At 68.4% G+C, this 21,302-nt stretch carries 11 protein-coding genes; 6 read left to right on the top strand and 5 right to left on the bottom strand.

The features are described 5' to 3' along the window. Window positions 1–2 precede the first annotated feature (2 nt). Window positions 3–1,862, bottom strand: coding sequence for an endonuclease/exonuclease/phosphatase family protein (locus QBL25_RS12040; RefSeq protein ID WP_409057024.1), 1,860 nt, complete (start codon window positions 1,860–1,862; stop codon window positions 3–5). Between the two features lie 337 nt (window positions 1,863–2,199). Here QBL25_RS12040 and QBL25_RS12035 point away from each other — a divergent pair, with 337 nt between their 5' ends. Then, window positions 2,200–3,660, top strand: a complete 1,461-nt coding sequence (locus QBL25_RS12035; protein ID WP_409057023.1) for a hypothetical protein — start codon at window positions 2,200–2,202, stop codon at window positions 3,658–3,660. 92 nt (window positions 3,661–3,752) lie between these two features. Here QBL25_RS12035 and QBL25_RS12030 read toward each other — a convergent pair whose 3' ends face one another. The 4 genes from QBL25_RS12030 to QBL25_RS12015 form a co-directional block, all read right to left on the bottom strand. Then, window positions 3,753–4,199 (bottom strand): hypothetical protein, encoded by a 447-nt coding sequence (locus QBL25_RS12030; protein ID WP_409057022.1) that lies wholly within the window; start codon window positions 4,197–4,199, stop codon window positions 3,753–3,755. A gap of 28 nt (window positions 4,200–4,227) precedes the next feature. Continuing rightward, the gene (locus tag QBL25_RS12025) at window positions 4,228–5,382 is read right to left on the bottom strand and encodes a hypothetical protein (protein ID WP_409057021.1); all 1,155 of its coding nucleotides are present in this window, start codon (window positions 5,380–5,382) and stop codon (window positions 4,228–4,230) included. A gap of 65 nt (window positions 5,383–5,447) precedes the next feature. Further along, window positions 5,448–5,675, bottom strand: coding sequence for a hypothetical protein (locus QBL25_RS12020; protein WP_409057020.1), 228 nt, complete (start codon window positions 5,673–5,675; stop codon window positions 5,448–5,450). Between the two features lie 177 nt (window positions 5,676–5,852). Continuing rightward, entirely contained in the window at window positions 5,853–6,620 is a 768-nt protein-coding gene (locus tag QBL25_RS12015) for an SDR family NAD(P)-dependent oxidoreductase (RefSeq protein WP_409057019.1), read from the bottom strand. 194 nt (window positions 6,621–6,814) lie between these two features. Here QBL25_RS12015 and QBL25_RS12010 point away from each other — a divergent pair, with 194 nt between their 5' ends. The 5 genes from QBL25_RS12010 (at window position 6,815) to QBL25_RS11990 (ending at window position 21,284) form a co-directional block, all read left to right on the top strand. Beyond that, entirely contained in the window at window positions 6,815–8,254 is a 1,440-nt protein-coding gene (locus QBL25_RS12010) for an alkaline phosphatase PhoX (protein ID WP_409057018.1), read from the top strand. Between the two features lie 604 nt (window positions 8,255–8,858). Beyond that, on the top strand, window positions 8,859–10,364 hold the full coding sequence (locus tag QBL25_RS12005; protein ID WP_409057017.1) for a VCBS repeat-containing protein: 1,506 nt from the start codon (window positions 8,859–8,861) through the stop codon (window positions 10,362–10,364). Window positions 10,365–10,530: 166 nt separating this feature from the next. After that, a complete protein-coding gene (locus QBL25_RS12000) occupies window positions 10,531–14,076 on the top strand; it encodes a LamG-like jellyroll fold domain-containing protein (RefSeq protein WP_409057016.1) in 3,546 nt (1,181 codons plus the stop codon). 105 nt (window positions 14,077–14,181) lie between these two features. After that, window positions 14,182–21,039 (top strand): polymorphic toxin-type HINT domain-containing protein, encoded by a 6,858-nt coding sequence (locus QBL25_RS11995; RefSeq protein ID WP_409057015.1) that lies wholly within the window; start codon window positions 14,182–14,184, stop codon window positions 21,037–21,039. Beyond that, window positions 21,036–21,284: a hypothetical protein gene (locus QBL25_RS11990; RefSeq protein ID WP_409057014.1), complete on the top strand. Its 249-nt coding sequence runs from the start codon at window positions 21,036–21,038 to the stop codon at window positions 21,282–21,284. Before QBL25_RS11995 ends, QBL25_RS11990 begins: the two co-directional genes overlap by 4 nt. Window positions 21,285–21,302: the final 18 nt, after the last annotated feature.

Here is a 21,302-nt window from a genome sequence, read left to right as displayed (position 1 = left end):
TCCTACGGCCGGAACCGCAGCACCTGCGGGTCGTGGTCGCTGTTCTGGTCGGCGAACTCCGCGTTGATGTGCACGCTGTCGTACGCGAAGCCGCGGGCGCTCCCGACCCCGGGGCTGGTCAGGATCTGGTCCAGGACCTGCGCGTTGCCCTGGTAGACGTACGAGTAGCGCTCCGAACGGGGGAGGGACTTCACGGCCGACTTCAGCGCGCCCCCCGACTCCAGGGCCTGCGTCGTGGCCGAGAACTCGAAGTCGTTCACGTCCCCCACGACCACCACGTCCGCGTTCTTCTGCACCGTGCGCACGTCCCGCACGAAGGAGTTCACGGCCTGCGCCTGCCGCAGCCGCTTCGCCTCCGAGGACCGCACCGGCGGCTGGTGCCGCGACGTGAGGCCCTCGTCGCCGCCCTTCGACCCGAAGTGGTTGGCGACCACGATCACACTGCGCCCCCGGAAGCTGAACTCCCCGGCCAGCGGCTTGCGGCTGTCCTCCCACGCGGTGTTCGCGGGGTCGACGCGCCCGGGGGAGAGGGTCAGCGCGGCGCGCCCGGCGGACCGCACGACCCCCGTGCCCGTGGTCGCGTCCCCGTGGCCCCGGTCCGTGAAGGAGACCCGCTCGGGGTTGAACAGGAACACCTGGCGGATGTTGCCGCCCGGCTCCCCGCCGTCCTTGTTGTTCTGCGGGTCGATGGACCGCCACGCATACCGCGGCCCGCCCGCGGCGACGATCGCGTCCGTGAACTTCTTCAGGGTCGCCTCCGCCGAGACGGTCCCGTCGTTCTTCGCGCCGTTGTCGTCCTGGATCTCCTCCAGGGCGAGGATGTCGGGCGAGGCGAGGTTCGAGACGACGGCCCCGGCGAGGGCGTCGAACTTCGTCTGCGGGTCGGTGGGGTCGAGGTTCTCCACGTTGTACGTGGCGACGGCGAGCTCACCCTTGGCCTGCCGCCGCGTCTTCTCCCGTACGAGACCCTCGTCCGTGACCTTGCCGAGGGTGCGCGCGACCAGCGTATACCCGCCGAACTGGTTGAAGTCCAGGGGGCCTTCGGCGCCGCCGGACAGCGTGTCGCCGACGTTCGCCTTCGGGAAGGGCTGCTCGGAGACCGGAGCGAGCTGCTGGATCTGGAGGCGGCCGGTGTTCTGGTCGTCGTAGGACTTGTAGACCGTGCCGCCGCGCCGGTTCGGGTTCTCGTGCGGCTTCACGGTGACCCACAGCTCCGCGTACGGATCCGTGGCGCCGACCACGCGCGAGCTGCCGACGCGTACGTTCATGCCCTCCAGGGACTCGTACAGGTCCAGGGCGTACGAGCGGGGCTTCAGCGGCAGCGCGTTGATGCTGCCGCCGGCCGCGGGGTCGCCCTCGGGCGCGTACGCGGAGGGGACCGCCTTGGCGTTCACCGTGACGGGCGCGGGCAGGGCGTTGCCGGACGACTCGACCGTGACCGTCGGCTTGGTGAGCTGGGTCAGGGACTGGTTGCCGGAGGCCTCGCCGCCGGGGACGTACTCGCCGACCGTCCCGGAGACGCGCACCGCGTCACCGGCCCGCACGGTCAGGGCGGCGGAACCGGTGTAGACGAAGACGCCCTCGCTGGTGGAGGGGTCGGAGTCGGCCTTCGGGTCCTGGATCCAAAAGCCCTTCGAGCCATACGCGCGGACGCCGGTCACGATGCCCGTCACGTCCGTGACCTGCTGTCCAACGAGGGGCGAGAGGCGGGTGGTGCCCTGGATGTCGTGGACGCGCACCTCGGCGGCGGACGCGGAGGAGGAGCTCACGGCGAGCAGACCGGCCGCGAGGGCCGTGGCCACGACGGTGGAGACGGCGGCGGATCTCACGGCGGGCCGGGTGGGGCGGGATATGTGCGGCATGACGAGACTCCGGATGAGGGTGAGGTCGTATGAAGCAGATGAGGGAAACGCACGGGAGGGACAGGTGAGAGCGGCCGGGAGCCAGGAGTCAGGGAGGCTGACCGGCGGGCCCGGCGAGACCCGGTGGCGCCCGGCACTCTACGCGCGTCAATCTCTTGTGTGGCCAGGGGAGTTGTCAAGGTTCGGCGGGTGTTCTCGCCGTGTATGTCTGCTGACAGGGACATGAACCGGGCGGCATGGGTCCAAATCCGTCTAGGCTTTGGTCCTGCGACCTTTCCCCGGGCCCTCGACCTCGTGCGAGCCGGGGACGCCCCATCCTTCGGAGGAGAACCAGCCGATGTCCGTAAGTCCCGCCACCCTGCCGCCGGTGCTGCTGCACTCCGAAGCGGAACTCGCGCGGGCCGCGCTCGCCACACCGCTGCTCTCCCGTGCCGCGCGGCTCGCCCGCTGGGCGGGCCCCGAGACGCGTGTCGGCGCGGGCGGTGAGCTCGTCGAGGAGCAGCTGCCGGCCGCCGTGGCCGAGCTGGGCCTCGCGGCGGACGATCCGGACGCCGTCGCGTACACGAGCGAGGCCTGGCGCGTGGCCGTCGACACGGGCCTGGTGGACGTGACGGACGCCGACGCGTCGGAGGGCGAGGACGCGCCGGGCACGGTGGCGGCCGGCGAGGACCTCGCCGCGCTCACCTCCGGCAGCCCGCAGGACATCCTGGCCGTCTGGCTCGGCGCCCTGGACACCGTGTACGCGGACGCGACCGTGCCCGACATGGACAACCTCCTGGACGTCCTGGAGGAGAACGGCGAGCTCGACTTCGAGGAGCTGGGCTGGGACCCGCAGGCGGAGGCGGACTTCCTGGACGGCGTCCTCGGCAACCTGTACCTGCTCACCGCGGGCGAGGCCGGTGCGGGCGAGGGCCCGGTGCCGCTGCCCGCGCTCGCCGCGTCGATGATCGTGCCCGACGACATGGGCGAGCCCACGGACGACGTCCTGGAACAGGTGTCGGACGCGATGATGAAGCTCGACGACCAGTTCCGGCTCTTCGAGCCGCTCGGGCTCGTCGAGTACCAGCCGGTCGACGAGGCCCTCATGGTGGACATCGACGAGGCCGAGGCGCCGCTCCCGGACGACGCCGAGGACGTCACGCGGTACGGCATGGTCAAGCTGACGCCGCTCGGGGTGTACGGCATCCGGGCGCGGATGCTGGAGGCCGGTGTGGACGCCCCCGCGGTCGGCGATCTCACGGACAAGGGCGCCGACGCGCTGCTCGAAGGGACGGCCGGTTTCCCGCAGGCCGCCGCGCAGGCCGAGATCGAGCAGTGGCTCGCCCGGCACGAACCGCTCGCCGCAGCACGGGAGTTGCTGGCCGCGGCGCGCGGCGGTGACGAGGGGGCGCCGCTGCGCCGGCTCCGGTGCCAGCAGGCGCTCTCCCTGGTGGGCCGCGAGGCGGAGCCCGCCCTGCGGGAGGTCCTCGACGACGCCGAGCTGGGCGGGCTCGCCCGGGTGTGGCTGGCCGAGCACGGGGCGGCCGACGTGCCGGCGCCCTCCGAGGCGCTGGTCTTCTGGCTGACCATCGACACGATCGCCGCGCAGCTGGCCGCCGAGGGCAACTCGGACGAGCTCCAGGGTCTGGTGGAGGGCCTGTCCCAGCAGCACAGCGGGTTCTTCGCCGCGGCCTGGCGGGTCGAGCACCCCGCCACCGCGGACGTCCTCGAAGCGATGGGACGGCTGCACCCCGACAAGAAGGTGGCCAAGGAGGCCCGCAAGGCGGCGTTCAAGGCGCGCTCCCAGCAGGGCGCGTGACACGGCGGGGCATCTGACGCCGACGGTGGCCGGACCGCGAGGCGCGGCCCGGCCACCGTGCCGCTCGGCTCAGCGCCGAGACGGCTCTTGGCTCAGCACTTGTACAGCGTGGTGTGCTTGAACGACGAGGTCGCGCCGTCGAAGCCGTACGTGCCCCGGTAGGCCGGCGGGTTCTGGTACTCGCCGACGATCGTGATCGTGTTGGCGCAGGAGCCCTGGCCCGTGCGCTTGGCGTCCAGGCGCAGGGTGTCGCCGATGAGGCCGCCCGTGATGTCCCACGGAGCGCCGCAGATGCCGGAGGTGATCTGGCCGCCGGTCACCACGTGCGGGTAGGTGTTCGGGTTGAACTTCACCTCGACGGCGAAGGTGACCGCGCCGTTGTGCAGCTCCAGCTTGCAGGTGGTGGCGACCGCCTCGGCGGACACCTCCTGGGGCGCGGCGAAGGCCTCGTCGCGCGTCTTGACCTCGGCGCCCTGCGGGTTGTGGAAGCGGTGCTCCGCGCGGGCCTGGCCCTTCTGCTTGCGTGCCTGAGTGGTCATGGAAGCCCTCCTCTCGTGGTGCGACCGGTCAGGCCAGCTGTTCGGAGACCTCGACCCGCAGCAGCGCGCGGACGTTCTCGAAGTGGTTGAGCACGGTGACGGTCGAGGAACCGGCGAACAACAGGCCGAGCGCGACGTTGTCGAGCGAGGTCACCAGGGACCCCGAGTCGCCGCCCGCCGAGATGTTCGTCGTCAGGATCTGGTCCTTGAAGCGGGCCGTGCCCGCCGTGCCGTAGTTGACGTCGATGGTGGCGTCGACGGCGATGATCCGGCCGAAGGAGATGTTGGTGGTGCGGCCGGTCTTCTTCACCAGGTCGCCGACCGCGACGTTCGCCTTGCGGCGCCAGGCGCGCGGCGCACCGCTGAAGTACGTCTCGCGGGTGGCGTCCTGGAAGTCGACGGTGCCCAGGGCCGCGTCGACGACGTTGTTGTGCCGCTCCAGCGGAATCTGCGGGGCGAACTGGATCGTGATGAAGCGCTCCAGGGTCGCGATGCGGTCGGCCGGGTCCTGGCCGCCGTCGAAGACGCCGGGCTGCACGATCGCGCTGCCCAGCTGGGCGCGGTTGGAGTCGGCGAGCACGTGGTTGTTGGAGAGGATGTAGAACTTCGCCGGTACGCCGAGGCCGGGGCCCGGCGGGTCGACCGAGGCGCCGGGCAGGAAGTCGTAGACCACGCTGCCGAGCGTGCCCGCCGTCACGCGGACGTTGCCGACCGAGAAGCCGGAGGGGCACGGGCGCATCCGGCGCTTGAGGAGCTGCGGCTCGAACGCGCCGAGGCCGCCGAGCTCTTCGAGCATGGGCTGCGAAAGGCCCGCGAGCTGCCCGCTCACGCCGCCGTCGGGGCCGTACGTCACGGAGCGGTCCTCCGCGCGGCCCGACGTGCGCTGCTGCCGCTGGGCGGCGACATGGCCGACGGCGACGACGTCGGTGGGGGTGCCGTCGTCCATCTGGGCGGGGATGACGTCCCGCTCCGGGAGCATGGACTCCGGGACCTTCTGGGTCACGAACACGATGACCGCGGGTTCGCCGGTGGGCTCACCCTCGATCCACTTCACGCCGTGGCCGAAGCCGACGACGTTGGCCAGCGACGTCTGGGGGCCCAGGAAGTCCCCCATCGCCTGCTGGCGTGAGCTGTCGCTGAGCTGACCGCCGGTGGGTCCTCGCATCAATTCGGGCTGGCTCACCACGCCAGACCACCTCTTCCCCTTGGTTGAAGGGTGGAGTCCCGGTCGGCTCGCGCGGGTCCGTCCTACTGCGCCGCGGGCTCGCCGATGGCGAGCACGCGCACGGGGACGCCTTCGAGCACTTCCGGAACCACGTCTTCGTCCCGGAGCCGGTCACGGGGCACCTTGCGGGTCACGAACACGACGATCACGTCCGCCCCCGAGTGCTCGTCCTTCCCGATGCCGACGCCGTTGACATTGGCCAGCTTCATCAGCCGGTCCTCATGGAGGCTGCGTGCCTGCGACGCGTCCACACGGCTCGCCTCCCCCAACGGGTGATGCAGGTAGGGGATGTCTATTGCCGTGTGGAGGGCGGGTCAAGGCGTTCCGCACGAAATCTTGGCTTTACGGGTGATCCGCCCCCGTTGACCTTGTTTACGAAGTCTCTTCCGACCACTGCCGTGGGGTGCCCGCGGCGTGTGGTGTCCGCTTCACGTACGCAGGTGGGACGCGCCGTTGAGGTCGAGGACCGTGCCGGAGGCCCACTCCGCCACCGGCGAGGCGAGCCAGAGGACCGCCGCGGCGATCTCCTCCGCCGTGCCCGCCCGGCCGAACGGGCTCTGCGCGCGGATCGCCGCGCCCTCGTCCCCGCTCAGCCGGTGCGCGACCCGCTCCGTGCCGAAGAAGCCGGGTGCCACCGACGCCACCGCGATCCCGTACGGCGCGAGCGACACCGCGAGGGACTGGCCGAGTGCGTGCACGGCCGCCTTGGTCGCCCCGTACGCCGGGTGGTCGGGCTCCCCGCGGAACGCGCCGCGCGAGCCGACGTTCACGATCCGGCCGCCCGTCCCCTGGTCGATCATCCGGCGGCCCGCCAGATGGCTGAGGTTCGCCGTGGCCAGGAGGTTCACCGCCACGTGCCGCTGCCAGAGCTCCGCCCACTCCTCGTACGACGTCTCGGCGAGGGGGTGCGGCAGGTTCACGGCGGCGTTGTTGACCAGCACGTCGATTCCGCCGAGCGCGGCGGCGGCCCGCCCCGCGACGTCCGCCGCGCCCGCGGGAGCGGACAGGTCTCCGCCCACCAGCGCGTGGCCCTCGCCCGCCAGGGACGCGAGCGTGGCGCGCGCCTCCTCCTCGCGCGAGCCGTAGTGCACCGCCACGCGGTCGCCGTTGGCGGCGAAGGCCCGCGCGAGCGCTCTGCCCAGGCCTCGGGAGGCCCCGCTGATCAGTACACGGCGGCCGGTGGCAGGCAGGTTCATGGAAGGAGGCCCCTTGATGTCGGACAGCGTTCAACCGCCGTTTATACGTGAGCGGGAGCGTGACGCGGACAGCGGCCCGGCCGGCCGGCGTGCCCGCACCCGGAGCACGCGGGCCGGGACCGGCCGCCGCACGAGAGCAGTCCGCACGTACACAGTCAGCCCGTAGCCCGCTCGTACGCGCCCCAGGAGACATCATGCCGCTCACCCGCAGGGACTTCACCAGACGCTCCGCGCTCACCGGTGCGGGGGTCGCGCTGGCCGGCAGCGTCGGCGCGCTCGCCTCCGCGCCCGGTGCCCTCGCCGCCGAGGAGACCACCCAGGACGGGACCGACGCACTCGGCGGGGCCCCCGGCTACGGGCCCCTCCTGCCCGACCCGAAGGGCCTGCTCGCGCTGCCCGCCGGATTCTCGTACCGCGTCCTCACCCACAGCGGCAGAACGAGGCTGGAGAGCGGCGAGTTCACGCCGTCCCATCACGACGGCACGGCCGCCTTCGAGGGCCCGCGCGGCAGCACGCTCCTGGTCAACAACCACGAGCTGGGCGGCCCCCGCGCCAAGTGGGCGCACCCGGTCCCGCTGACCGAGGGACTCGTCTACGACCCGGCCGCGTCCGGCGGCTGCACCGTCGTCGAGGTCCGCCGCGACGGGCACACGGCCGAGTGGGTCGGCATCGCGGGCACGGCCACCAACTGCGCGGGCGGCAGCACCCCGTGGGGCACCTGGCTGACCTGCGAGGAGACCGAGGACAAGGCCGGCCAGAACGGCATGACCAAGGACCACGGCTACGTCTTCGAGGTCGACCCCCACGACGGGCGCGCCAACCGGGCCCCCAAGCCCCTCAAGGCGCTCGGCCGCTACGCCCACGAGGCCGTCGTCGTCGACCCCAAGCGCGGCGACCTCTACCTCACCGAGGACGCCTCGGGCCCCAACGGCCTGCTCTACCGCTGGACCCCGCCGCACGGCTTCCGGCACGGCCGCGGCAAGCTGCGCACCCTCGCCGACGACGCGGGCGTCCTGAAGGCGCCCAAGTGCTTCGACTCGGGCGGCCGTTTCGTGGACGACCTGTCCCGCGCCACGAAGATCGGCACGGTCTACGGCGTGGACTGGGTCGAGGTCCCCGACCGCGACGCCCGCACGGTCCCGGTGCGCGAGCAGTTCGACGACGGCGACATCACCCGCGCCCGCAAGCTCGAAGGCATGTGGTGGGGCGACGGCGGCGTCTACGTCGTCGCGTCCTTCGCCCGTGACGAGAGCCCCGTCCCGCACGACGGGCAGGTGTGGTTCTACCACCCCGCGCGCCGCACCCTCACCCTGAAGGTCCTGCTCGGCGTCAACCCCGACCCTTCCCGGGACGGCGCCTTCGACGGCCCGGACAACATCACCGTCTCGCCGTACGGCGGACTCGTCATCGCCGAGGACGGGGACGGCATCCAGCACCTCTTCGGAGCCACCGAGCGCGGGCGCACGTACCCGATCGCGCGCAACGAACTCAACGCGGGCACGCCCGAGAAGCCCTCCTACAGCGAGTTCACCGGCGTCACGTTCTCACCCGACGGCAGGACGCTCTACGCCAACATCCAGACGCCCGGCATCATGCTGGCGATCACCGGGCCTTGGCGGCGCCGACGCCACTGACCGCAGCCACACCGATCCAGAGTCGCCGCCCAGCCTGCGACTGTCGGCTCGTGGTGTTGCCGCCGTCGGCCTGAAGCGGAGGGGGCTGACCTACTTCGGGGTCCGATGGTGCCTTTGGAGGGGATAAGCCGCGGGCCACGATGACGAGCCTCTGTGTGTGCGTGTGGCGCACGTTAAGTGACAGTAGGTGCTGAAGTGAAAACGTACGGTGGCCAGTTCCAGCCTGGGTGGCTGCCCGTCCGGGTGGGGTCACAGATCCCGAACTACGTTCTGTTGAAGGTGTTTTCGCTTGCGCCCGGCCGGGGGCGGCGGACGACGTCCTTGACGATGGGGCTTGGCGCATTTGTCATGGGTGATGCGCCCGCTTCGTAACGGTGAGTAGCGAACTTCCGTGGGTCGCACTAATGGAGCAAGTCGGTCACCTATCGCTATTCCGCCTGTTCAACGCCGCAGGGAAACCTTGAAGTTGATTCAAGTTCCCATTGACGTCGGTGGCGGTTGGAGCGTTAACTCACCTCGCCTGTGAAGAAAATGTGACTCTGGGGTGGGGACTGTGGGGTTGGGCTGGGGCGTGCCTGGGTGCACGCGTGTGATCACTGTGGGGATGGCGTCCGCGTTCCTCGCTGCCGCCGGGACGTTCTGGCTCGGGGCCTCGCCTGTTGCTGCCGCTGCGTGCACAGCAGGGGCGGAATCGGACTTCAATGGCGACGGCGTGCGAGACATGGCGATCGCTGATCCGCAGGCGACGGTGGACGGCCAGGCGGGTGCTGGCCTGGTCAGGGTCGTATTCGGCGCCGGCAAGGGCGTTTTCGAGATTTCGCAGGCCCTGGGCCAGATGACTGCCAACCCCGAGGCGGGGGACCAGTTCGGATACGCGATCTCGGTCTACGACGCCGACGAGGACGGTTGCGCGGACCTGGTAGTGGGCGCTCCCTACGAGGACGTCACCACGACCGACGGTGCGCAGCAGGATGCCGGTTCGGTCTATGTCATTCACGGCACACCGACGGGCATCGGTGCCGGCTCCGCCGTGGAGAGCTACACCCAAGCAGGGCTGGACGGCTCGACCACCACCGAGGCAGGTGATCTGTTCGGCCTGTCGCTGGCGGCTGCCAAGACCTCGGGCGGCAAGCCGTTCCTGGCGATCGGGGCCCCGGGAGAAGCAATTGGATCGCTCAAGGAAGCAGGCTGCATCCATTACCTGCAGGGCACGACGAAGTCGACGGTGAACCAGGACGACCCGGGGATTCCTGGCGTCGCTGAGGCGCACGACCGATTTGGCTATGCGCTGGCGGCACGCAGCCGCTACTTCGTGGTGGGAGCGCCAGGAGAGGCGATCGGGTCGCAGTCGTTCGCGGGTTCCGTGACGGTCTTCAATCACACTTTCACCGATGGCCGCCCGACCTCGCTGGGGGCGATCGATGAGGACCAGCCTGAGCTGAAGTCGGGGACCGCGGAGAAGGATGACCGCTTCGGCACTTCCGTGGCTGTTGTCTCCTATCGCCCGGCGGGCGCCTCATCGGAGTCCGATGCTCTGGTGGCGATCGGCACGCCCAACGAGGACGTGGGCAACGTCGCCGATGCGGGTGCAGTGACCGTGGTGCACGTCAAGCCCTCGGGCGCGACGAGCGAAGTGAATCTGATCGACCGGCTGTCACCGGAGGTGGAGGGGGAGCCCGTGGTGGGCGACTTCTTCGGGCAGCGCGTGGTCATCTCCAACACCGATGCCGGTGAGGTGGGTACGGCGGCGACGGTGAAGCTGGCCGTGAGTGTGCCCAATCAGGAGGTCGGCGCGGCGGAGAACGCCGGGGCGGTGCACGTCCTGCCGGGCCTGGGCGCACCCGGCGTCGAGGACAAGATCCTGACGCGAGGCGACGGGCTGCCGGACACGGCCGAGGCGCGTGACTTTGCCGGCCTTGGCCTATGGGGAACGGGTTCGCGGCTGTACGTGGGCGTTCCCTACAGCAAGACAGCGGGAGCGCAAAAGGGCGTGATGTATTCGCTGCCATGGTCGGTGATCGGCGGTGGGACGGGCACCGTCAGCACGCTGAGGCCCGGATCGGGCGACATTCCCGATGCGGGTAAGGCATTCGGCTCGGCGATCCGCTAGCAGACCGGCAACGGCGCGGCACACAACAGGGGTGGGGAACGTGGGAAGCCGGTTTCTGAGAACGGGCCGATGGAGAACCAGACAGCGGGCTGCGATGGTGGCTTGCGCGCTGGCATCGGTGCTCGCGATGGGTGGGGGAGGCTTGTCTCCTGCTGCCGCGGCGGACGTGGCCCTGGCCACGGCCGCAGAGGATGCAGGAGCGAAGAAAAAGGCCGTGAAGCCCGCCGTGTCGGAGAGGGCGGCACGCGACGCCGCCGCCGAGTCGGGCAAGCGGGTCGAGGTCGCCACCCTGCGCGACGAGCGAAGCCAGACCTTCGCCAACCCGGACGGGACCTTTACCGTCAAGGAGTACGCGCAGCCTGTGCGCACCCGCAAGGACGGCGCGTGGGCCGATATCGACACCACGTTGGTCAAGCAGCCCGGCGGTCGTCTGACGCCCAAGGCAACGAGCGCGGCCATGAGCATCTCCGGAGGTGGGGACACCACCTTCGCGACGCTGGTGCGCGACCGCAAGACGATGTCGGTCGAGTGGCCCACGAAGCTGCCGAAGCCGGTGGTGAGCGGGGCCACGGCGACCTACACATCCGTCCTGCCTGATGTCGATCTTGTGGTCAGGGCCGAGAACGACGGCTTTTCACACGTCCTGGTGGTCAAGTCGGCCAAAGCCGCGGCCAACCCTAAGCTCTCGAAGATCACGCTACCGGTCAGGTCCGGCGGGGTTGCGGTGAGCGAGGACGACGACGGAGGCCTGGTCGCCCTGGACAAGGCGTCCGGAGGCACGGTGTTCGAGGCCCCGCAACCCGTGATGTGGGACTCGAACGGCACACTCCCGCGCAGTGCGGAGCACGCGGCCAAGGCAGGCCCCGGCCCGCCGGAGGGGGCCAAGGTGGCCGACGTAGGCCTGTCGGTCAAGCAGGATGCGATGGTCCTCAAGCCGGACACCAGCCTGCTGCGGGGCAAGGCGACGCGTTATCCGGTGTTCATCGACCCGGTGACCAAGACCGCGTCCCGCACCGGCTGGACGTGGGTGTCCTCGGCCAACCCGGGCTTGGAGGGCTGGAAGTTCTCCAACTCCAGTGACGGCATCGAGTCGGGCAAGGGTGTCGGCCGCTGCCCGGCGAACGAATCCGTGCGCTGCACCGGCACCAATGACGTGCAGCGGCAGTACTACGCGCTGCCCACCGGCAGTTTCGAGGGCAAGACGATCCTCAAGGCCGAGTTCTCGATCACGCTGGTGCACGCTTACGACAGTGAGGCCCGCTCCGTGCAGCTGCACCGGATGAACAGCTCGGGCGGCAGCGCGATCAACTCCGGCACGAACTGGTCCAACCGGCCTTCCAGCAAAGACCACATCACCTCGGAGTCGCCGACCAACCGCACGGGTTCGTGCTCGTCCACCAACCAGAACGTGCGGTTCGGTGTGACCGGCACGGTGCAGAAGGCCGCGACCAGCGGATGGGACACCACGACCTTCGGTCTGCAGGCTGCCTCGGAGGACTCTTACGGCTCCTGGAAGAGGTTCTGCAACAACGCGGCCCTGGAGGTCACCTACAACCGACCTCCTTACCAGCCCCAGCTGGATGAGCTGTCGATGAACCCTGGCGGCAAGTGCACCTACGGGCAGGCCACGAAGCACTACACGAAGAAGACGCCGACCCTGTCCGCCACCATCTGGGACCCCGACCACGGGGACAACGGCGGCAACACGGAAAAGGTCCGGGCGCAGTTCGAGATCTTTTGGACGACGTCCAGCGGCAGTACCAAGAGTTACACCGTCACCACCGACTACAAGCAGTCCAACAGCGACCGTGACCGGGACAGCGGCTGGGAACGGTTCAAGTACACCGTGGGCGACGACATACCCGGCGACGGGACCGGTGCGTTCACGCCTCCGCAGAACACCGTGATCGGCTGGTGGGTGCGCGGCAACGACGGTGAGGCGTGGGGCCCGTGGAGCAACGCGGGATCCGGCACGCGTTGTGAGTTCATCCTGGACTCGACCAAGCCCGAGGCCCCCACCGTGATGTCGGACGAGTACCCCGACGATGACCTGTGGCATGCGGGAGTGGGTGACTACGGCACCTTCGAGCTCTACTCCCCGGGCACCGATGTGACCAAGTACATCTATGAGTTCACCGGTGAGGGCGAGAAGACCATCATCCCCGACGAGCCGGGCCGCGCGGCCAAGGTGCGCTGGATGCCGGGGCGCGAAGGCCCCAAGACGCTCATCGTCAAGGCCGTCGACCAGGCGGGCAACGCGAAGCAGGCCACTGCCGGCTACACCTTCCGGGTCTCCAAGGGGCGATCTCCCAAAGCATCGTGGGCACTGTCCGATCCGGCCGGATCCACGCAGGCCACCGGCGCCGACAACGCTCCGATCGCTTCGGCCGGCTCAGGCGTCACATTCGGCGCGAAGGGCCCGCACGGTTCGGTGCGCACGGCTGCTTCGCTGGACGGAACCCCCGGTGCGTACCTCAACGCGGGGCAGCACATCGTCGACACGGACAAGACGTTCTCGGTGGCTGCGTGGGTGATGCTGCCCCAACTGCCGACCACCTCCATGAGCGTGCTGAGCCAGGACGGTTCGGCGCAATCAGGGTTCTCGCTCGGCTTCGACGCCGGTTCGAAGAAGTGGTCGTTCTTGGCACCGGACAGTGAGATCGACTCGATGGTCTCCTGGGAGGTCCTTGGCCCCAAACCAGTTCCGGGCGAGTGGACGCACCTGGTCGGCGTCTATGACATGAACGACGGCGGAGCACCGGGCACGATGCGCATGTATGTGAACGGGACGCTGGTTGCGGGGGACATCCAAAAGCGGGCCACGACCTGGAATGCCTCGGGGGCGCTGCAGATCGGTCGGGCCCTTGACCTCGCGGGCTACACGGCGAACCTCAAGGGCACCATCGCCGACGTTCAGGTCTTCGACCGGGTCGTGGCGGCCGCAGAGAGCAAGAAACTGGGTGGCATCCCGCCGCTGCAACTGGCGTACTGGGACATGGACGAAGCCGTGGGCGGATCGATTCCGGATCGCTCGGGGGGAAGCGGTCTTGCCCTGCACGGGGGAGCTTCGGTCTACCAACCCGACGACTCCTGCGACATAGGGACCGATCCCGATTGCACCGCGGTGGACCAACCTCTCTGGGGTGACGGCCACTTGGCGCTGTCCGGTACGGCTGCCTACGCGAACCGCCCGGGCGGCCTGCTGAAGTCAAAGGCAAGCTTCACCGTGGCGGCAAGGGCCCGGCTGGCCGCACCCAATCCAACGGTTGATGAGACCGTCCTGTCGTTGCCCGGCGCGGCGACATCGGCCGCGCTGGTGCGCTATGACAGGGACAGCCGCCGCTGGCAACTCTCGCTGACTGAAAAGGATGCCAAGGACGCCGTCGTCACCAATGCGGTCGCGGCCGGGGTCCAGCCGGCCAGCGACGGAGACGGCGATCATCTCGCGTTGTCCTACAACGCACTGTTCGGTGAGGTGCGGCTCTTCGTGAACGGACAGTGGACCGGCGAGGTCATCTCCTGGCCCAACGGCTGGGATCTGTCCAAGGCAGGGGTGCAGGTCGGCCGTTCCGGATCCGGCACCGGCGGCAACCAGTACTTCTCCGGTGCCGTCGATGAGGTGCGTGTCTTTGAGGGCGCATTTGACGAGCAATTGGCGGCCACCGTGGCGGGCCTGGAGTCCGGCTCGAGCCTGGGCGGATCGGTGACGTAGCGGGCGGTCGGTTGGGCGGTCCCCCCCCCGAGGGGATCGCCCGGCTCGTCGCGCCCTGTTCCATTCGCTTCGCTGCCCGCTTCACCTTCACCGGAGGAATCCGTCATGGCTACACCCCGCTGGTTTCGCTCGTCGTCCACGCCCCGCCACCGCAGCCTGCGCAGTTGCATCGTGTCCGCCCTGGGCCTGACCCTCGCGGTCGGGCTGCTGCCCCAGTACACGCCAGAGGCACAGGCCGCCGACAAGGGGCGTTCCCGACCAGGTGTGCAACAGGATCTGGGCGATCCGGTGGCGGGCAAGACGCGTAAGGCAAAGAGCCACGGCGCCAATCCGGCGGAGAAGGCCCGGGTGACCTCCCCGGCCAAGGTCACCTGGCCGAGGCCGGGCAGTGACGAGATATCTCTGCGCTCCAAGCCGGTGAAAATGGCCGGTCTACCCCTCGAAGTCGGCCCACCCAAGAAGGCGACCCGCTCCAGACCGGCCCCCACCGACGTTCACGTCGAGGTCGCCGACCGCAAGCAGACCAAAGCCGCCGGCATCGACGGCGTCCTGATGACGGTTGCCCGCTCGGATGAGTCCGAGAAGGCAGGTGAGGCCCGGGTCCAGCTGGACTACGCGGGCTTCGCCAACGCCTACGGCGCCGGTTATGGCTCCCGGCTGCGCCTGGTGCAATATCCCGCCTGCGTGCTGACCACCCCGGGCAAGAAGGAGTGCGCCACCGGGCGGCCGCTGGCCAGCACCAACAGCCCGGTGAGCCAGACGCTGAGCGCGGACGTTCCCCTGGCCGCACAGAAGTCCGGCACTGCCCCGGCGACGATGCTGGCCGCCGAGGCAGGATCCTCCGGTGACCAGGGCAGCTATGGGGCGAGCCCGCTCTCGCCCGCCGCGGAGTGGAGCGTGTCCAACTCCTCGGGCGCCTTCAACTGGTCCTACCCCATGCGGGTGCCGCCTGCCCCGGGAGGCCTGACGCCCTCCGTTTCCCTGGGCTACAACTCCCAGTCCGTGGACGGGCAGACCGCGGCCACCAACAACCAGGGCTCCTGGATCGGCGAAGGCTTCGGCTACGAACCGGGCTTCATCGAGCGCCGCTACAAGCCCTGTGCGGACGACGGACACGACAAGACCAACGGCGACCAGTGCTGGGCCTACGACAACGCCACCCTCCAGGTCGCCGGAGGCCCCTCCGGCCAGCTGATCCTGGACGACGAGACCAACAAATGGCGCCTGAGCAGCGACGACAACTCCAAGATGGAAAAGCTCACCGGCGCGAGCAACGGCGACAACAACGGCGAGCACTGGCGTCTGACCACCACCGACGGCACCCAGTACTACTTCGGCCTGGACAACCTGCCCGGCTACACCTCCGGCAACGAACAGACCGGTTCGACCTGGACCGTCCCGGTCTACGGTGACGACTCCGGGGAGCCCTGCTACAACGCGACGCTGGCCAGTGCCCACTGCACACAGGCCTGGCGCTGGAACCTCGACTACGTCGTCGACCCGCACGGCAATGCCATGTCGTACTTCTACGGCAAGGAGACCAACTACTACACGCAGGGCCTGCGGACCGGCGAGAACGGCAAGCCCTATACCCGCGGCGGCTACCTCAAGCACATCGACTACGGCCAGCGCGACGGCAAGGTTTACGACACTCCGGCCGCCGCCCGGATGGTCTTCGACACCGGCGAGCGGTGCCTTGCCGCAGCCGCCGACTGCGAACCGGGCGATCTGACAGATGCGACCGCGACCCGGTGGCCGGACGTACCCTGGGACCTCAACTGCAAGGCCGACACCAAGTGCAAGGGCCAGAACTCCCCGACCTTCTGGACCCGTAAGAAGCTGTCGAAGGTCACCACGCAGATCCGCTATGGAAGTGGCTACGCGGACGTCGACTCCTGGACGCTGGGCCACCTGTTCACCGACAACGGCGACAGCTCCAAGTCCCTGTGGCTCAACACCATCAAGCAGACCGGACACGCGGGCTCCGGAACTGCCGACATGCCCGCGGTGGAACTGCTGGGCCAACAGCTGCCCAACCGCGTCGACAAGCCCGGCGACAACATCCAGGCGATGAATCGCTTCCGTCTCTCCGGAGTCGACAACGACACCGGCGGCACGCTGGACATCATCTATCGCGACGTCGAATGCTCGGCTGCCGGCCTGCCCGCACCGGACGCCTCGACCAAGGCCTGCTACCCCGTCAAGTGGAACCCGCCAGGTGCCGAGGACCCCATCACCGACTGGTTCCACAAGTACCTCGTGCGCAAGGTCGTGCAGACCGACCTGACCGGTGGCGCACCCGACATGGTCAGCGAGTACGACTATCTCGGTGACGCCGGCTGGAAGAAGGCCAGGGCAGATGGCATCGGCAAGGACGAATACCGCACCCACAGCGACTGGCGCGGCTACGGCAAGGTCCGGGTCACCAAGTCGGCCGGTACCGTCAGCGACGCCAACCAACGCACCGAGCACGTCTTCCTGCGCGGCTTGGGCGGCGAGGTCACCGATTCCGAGGGCGTGAAGCACTCCGACGCCAACGAACTGTCGGGCCAGGAATTGGAGACGACCACCTACAACGGCGCTTACAGCGCCGACAAGGTCGTCTCGAAGAACATCAGCACCACCTGGCAGCGCACCACGGCCACCCGTAAGCACAGCTGGGCCACCGCCAACGCCTATTACGTACGCCCGGCCACCACGTCCACTTACACCACCCTGTCCGGTGGCGGTCGGCAGTTGGTCAAGTCCACCACCCGCTACGACGACGCGACCGGACGCCCCACCCAGACGGACGACTACGGAAAGGACGGCCAGAGCAGCGACAACCAGTGCATCCGCACCGAGTACGCGGACAACGCCGACAAGAACATGCTCATGCTGGTGTCCCGGGTGGAGAAGGTGGCGGTTTCCTGCGCCACCACACCCGACCGTCAGACTCAGGTGATCTCCGATGACCTGACGTTCTACGACGGCAAGGCGCTGGGCGCAGCGCCCACCAAGGGCGACACCACCAAGGTTCAGCGTCTGGCCTCGCACAACGGCACCAAGGCCACCTACGAGACCGTCACGTCCTCCGCCGTGGCGGACTTCGACCACTATGGCCGCCCGTTGAAGGTGTCCGATGCCACCGGCACTGCGACCACCTCTGTCTATACCGAGACCGACGGGCTGACCACCAAGAAGGTGGACACCAATCCCCTGGGGTGGACCGCCACCACCGAGTACGTGCGCTCATGGGGCTCGGCAGCGGCCCAGACCGACATGAACGGCAAGCGCACCGATCTCGGCTACGACGCAGTGGGCCGCCTGACCTCGGTATGGCTGCCCGACCGCCCCAAGGCCGACGACTTCTCGCCGTCGATCAAGTACAGCTACCTGATTCGCAGTACCGCCGCCACCGCCGTCAAGACCGAGAAGATCGAGAAGGACGGCACCTCCTACGGCGTCGAGTACGCCCTGTACGACGGGCTGTTGCGGCCACGCCAGCAGCAGACGGAAGGCCCGAGCGGCGGCCGCGTCATCGCGGACTCCTTCTACGACGGGCTGGGCAATGTCGTCGAGACCTACGCCGACTACTACGCCACCGGCGCCCCCCGCGACACCGTCTTTCAACCCACCGGCCAGGTGAACGGACACACCACCACCCAGTACGACGGCGCCGGCCGCAAAACAGCGGAAATTTTCAAGGTCGCCGACGAGGAGAAGTGGCGCAGCACCTACACCCACGGCGGTGACCGGGTCCACGTCGACCCGCCTGCGGGAACCGCACCCACCACCACGATCACCGACGGCCGTGGCCAGACCACGGAGATTCGCCGCTACAAGGGCGACAAGCCGCTGCCCTCGGGTACCGCGGAGGACTACGAGTCCACCCGCTACACCTACACCCCCGCGGGCCAGCTGGAATCGGTCACGGACGCCGCCTACAACACCTGGTCCTACGGCTACGACCAGCGCGGCCGCAAGACCGCAGGCACCGACCCCGACACCGGCACGTCCACCCTCACGTACGACGCGCTGGACCGTTTGACGAGCACCACGGACGCCCGCAGCAAGAAGCTCTCCACCAAGTACGACGTGCTCGGCCGCCCCGTCTCCACCTGGGAGGGCGAGCCCGACACCGGCACCAAGCTGACCGTCACCACCTACGACAAGGTGGCCAAGGGCCAGCTGCACGGCACCTACCGCTATGCCGACGGCGCCGTGCAGTCCTCGACGGTCAACACTCAGCTGGATGAGATGTACCAGCCGACCCTCACCACGCTGACAGTGGCAGGCAAGGAGGCGGCTGAACTCAAGGGGGCCTACGAGTTCGGCACGCAGTACAACCAGGACGGCACGGTCCAGACAACCCGGCTGCCCGCCGCCGGCGGATTGCCGGCGGAGACCCTCACCTACTCCTACGACGACCTGCAGCGTCCCACGACGATGACCTCGTCGCTGGGTGGCTCCTATGTCGGCGATGCGGCCTACGCCACGACCTCCCAGTTGCAGCAGCTGGCCCTGGGTGCCATCGGTACCGACGGCAAGCAGGCTTGGCTGACCTACGGATACGAGCAGGGAACCAATCGGCTGACCAACTCCCGCGTGGACGTCGAGGACGTGGCGGCGGTGACCTACGACGCCGACTACACCTACGACGACTCCGGAAACGTCACCTCCATCGCCGACAGTCCCACCGGTAGTCAGAGTGACGTCCAGTGCTTCACCTACGACTGGCAGCAGCGCCTCAAGGCTGCTTGGGCCACGTCCAACTCCTCCGACGGCGCCTCGGGTTCGGGCAAGCAGAACCAGGCGTGCGCCGCGGCACCCACGACGAGCACGCTCGGAGGCGCGGCCGCGTACTGGCAGTCCTTCGACTACGACAAGGCGGGAAACCGCACCTCGCAGGTCCTGCACGGGCTGTCGGGCGATCCTGATGTCACCCGTACCTACACCTACGGCAAGGACGCGGCCGGCAACGGCGGTCCGCACACGCTGAACAAGGTCGTGCAGAACACCCCGGCCTCCGGCAGCAAACCGGCCGTGACCAGCCAGGACACCTACACCTACGACGCGTCCGGCAACACCAGGCAGCGGGTCCTCAACGGCGACAGCCAAAACCTGACGTGGGATGCCGAGGGCAGGGTGGCCGCGGCGGGCCAGGACACGTCCTATGCCTACGATGCGGGGGGCGGCCGCCTCCTGCGCAAGGAGAAGGACAAGCAGACCCTCTACCTGCCGGGCATGGAGTTGAACCTCAACACCGCCACCCGCACGGTCGAGGCCACCCGCTACTACACCTTCGCCTCGCAGACCGTGGCTCTGCGCACTTCCAAGGGCGTCCAGTTCCTGGCCGGCGATCACCACGGCACGATGTCGGTAGCGGTCGACGCGAAGACGGGTGCGGTCACCCGCCGTCGCATGGACCCCTTCGGCAACGAGCGGGGCAAGACCACCGAGCCGTGGGTCGACGACAAGGGGTTCCTCGGCAAAACCGTCGACTCCTCAACGGGCCTGACCCACGTCGGGGCACGTGAATACGAGCCGGACAACGGCCGGTTCATCTCCGCCGACCCCATCATCGACTTCACCGATCCCCAGCAGATCAACGGCTACGCCTACGCCGCCAACAACCCGGTCACCCGCAGCGACCCCTCCGGCCTCAAGGACGACGGCTGCCTGCTGGTCGGCGTCCAGTGCTCCGCGGGCGCCAACGGCGGTTGGGACATCAAGGTCACCAAGACGTACTACACCTACTACCAGGTGCATGCGACCCCGGCGCAGAAGAAGGCCACGGCAGCCCGCTCCGAGGCCAACGCCCGTGAAACGCGCATCAAGAGAGCAGCGCAGGAACTCGCCGGCATCGTCGCCGACGAACTCGGCATCACCGACGCACTGGACTGCTTCACCACCGGCAGCCTGGGAGCTTGCGGCGCGACCATCGTCAACATCGCCACCAGCATGGTCGGCGGCATCCTCGGCAAACTCGCCAAGAAGTACGGCGTGCCCTGGAACTGGAAGAAGGGTGCCGCTCTCGCCAAGAAGATCGCCGGGCTGGTCGGAGGCCTGGTCAAGGACTTCAAGGCCTGGTTGAAGCTGGAAAAGAAGGCCGACAAACTGGAGGATGCGGCCGACAGGGCGGGAAGCTGCGTAGCCAACAGCTTCACACCAAAGACGAAAATCTTGATGGCAGACGGCAGTACCAAGGCCATCAAGAACGTCAAGATCGGTGACAGGGTCCGGGCCACCGATCCCAAGACCGGCAAGACCATCACGAAGACGGTCACCGCCGAGATCAAGGGCAAGGGCGTCAAGCGCCTCGTCAAGATCACCATCGATCCTGACGGCAAGGCAGGACCAAAGAAGACGGCCTCCGTCACCGCGACAGATGGACACCCCTTCTGGGTGCCTGAGCTGGGCGAATGGATCGACGCCACCGACCTGCGTGCAAACGAGACGCTGCGCACCAGTGCAGGCAACCGTGTCCAGATCAGTGCAGTCAAGCGATGGAGCACCCAACAGGCAACGGTCCACAACCTCACCGTTGCCGATGCCCACACGTACTATGTGCTGGCGGGGGCTACGCCGGTCCTCGTTCACAATTGCGGAAATGCGTCCGTTGACGAGCTGGCTGAGGCGGCGACTGGGCCTTACAAGAAGGCCAAAATCGACACGCGTACCGGTAAAATTGCTCGCGGTCAAAGCAATGCAGGGCGGGCGTTGCAGAAGCATGCAGACCCCAGTCGAGGGCCAGCTCATGCGAGCAAGTTCCCGACCCTCGCGTCGGATGCAGAGCGTACGGAAATGGGCGACGACATGGTCCTTGAGTTGCTGACCAATCCAGGTAGTACAGACACACTGGGTTCCGCCTCGGCGCACTATGGGGGAACTGTTCGCGACATATGGCATCCAAGCGGAAGCTACGGTGCACGCTGGAGTACGCGCGGAGGCGGACTCACGTTCGAAGGGTTCCTCGGGTGAGGATTGCAGAGATTTCCGGGCGTCAATATCGCCTCTTCATGGTGGCCAGCATTCACGAAGATGCCAGCTATGTTGAATGCCGTGCCATGGATACTGGAGATTGCGTATGCGAGATCCGTATTGATTCTCCAGAGGGGCTCTATCTGATGCCCATGGCGAGGGAGGCCGATGTGGATGTGGTCGCCGAGACGATCGCTTACGCGAAAGAAATAGCGCGCCCTTCAGCGGGTGCGGCGAGTAATTAGAGTTCATTCGCTGAATGA

This window comes from Streptomyces sp. SYP-A7185 (assembly GCF_046103685.1).
GTDB lineage: Bacteria > Actinomycetota > Actinomycetes > Streptomycetales > Streptomycetaceae > Streptomyces.
Note: the sequence above shows the minus strand (reverse complement) of the source record. Positions and strands in the feature narration are given on the sequence as shown.

Bases quoted from the DNA above. Each gene is read 5' to 3' on its own strand.
- QBL25_RS12040 (WP_409057024.1), bottom strand. From the start codon at position 1,862: ATGCCGCACATATCCCGCCCCACCCGGCCCGCCGTGAGATCCGCCGCC.
- QBL25_RS12035 (WP_409057023.1), top strand. From the start codon at position 2,200: ATGTCCGTAAGTCCCGCCACCCTGCCGCCGGTGCTGCTGCACTCCGAA.
- QBL25_RS12030 (WP_409057022.1), bottom strand. From the start codon at position 4,199: ATGACCACTCAGGCACGCAAGCAGAAGGGCCAGGCCCGCGCGGAGCAC.
- QBL25_RS12015 (WP_409057019.1), bottom strand. From the start codon at position 6,620: ATGAACCTGCCTGCCACCGGCCGCCGTGTACTGATCAGCGGGGCCTCC.
- QBL25_RS12010 (WP_409057018.1), top strand. From the start codon at position 6,815: ATGCCGCTCACCCGCAGGGACTTCACCAGACGCTCCGCGCTCACCGGT.
- QBL25_RS12005 (WP_409057017.1), top strand. From the start codon at position 8,859: ATGGCGTCCGCGTTCCTCGCTGCCGCCGGGACGTTCTGGCTCGGGGCC.
- QBL25_RS11995 (WP_409057015.1), top strand. From the start codon at position 14,182: ATGGCTACACCCCGCTGGTTTCGCTCGTCGTCCACGCCCCGCCACCGC.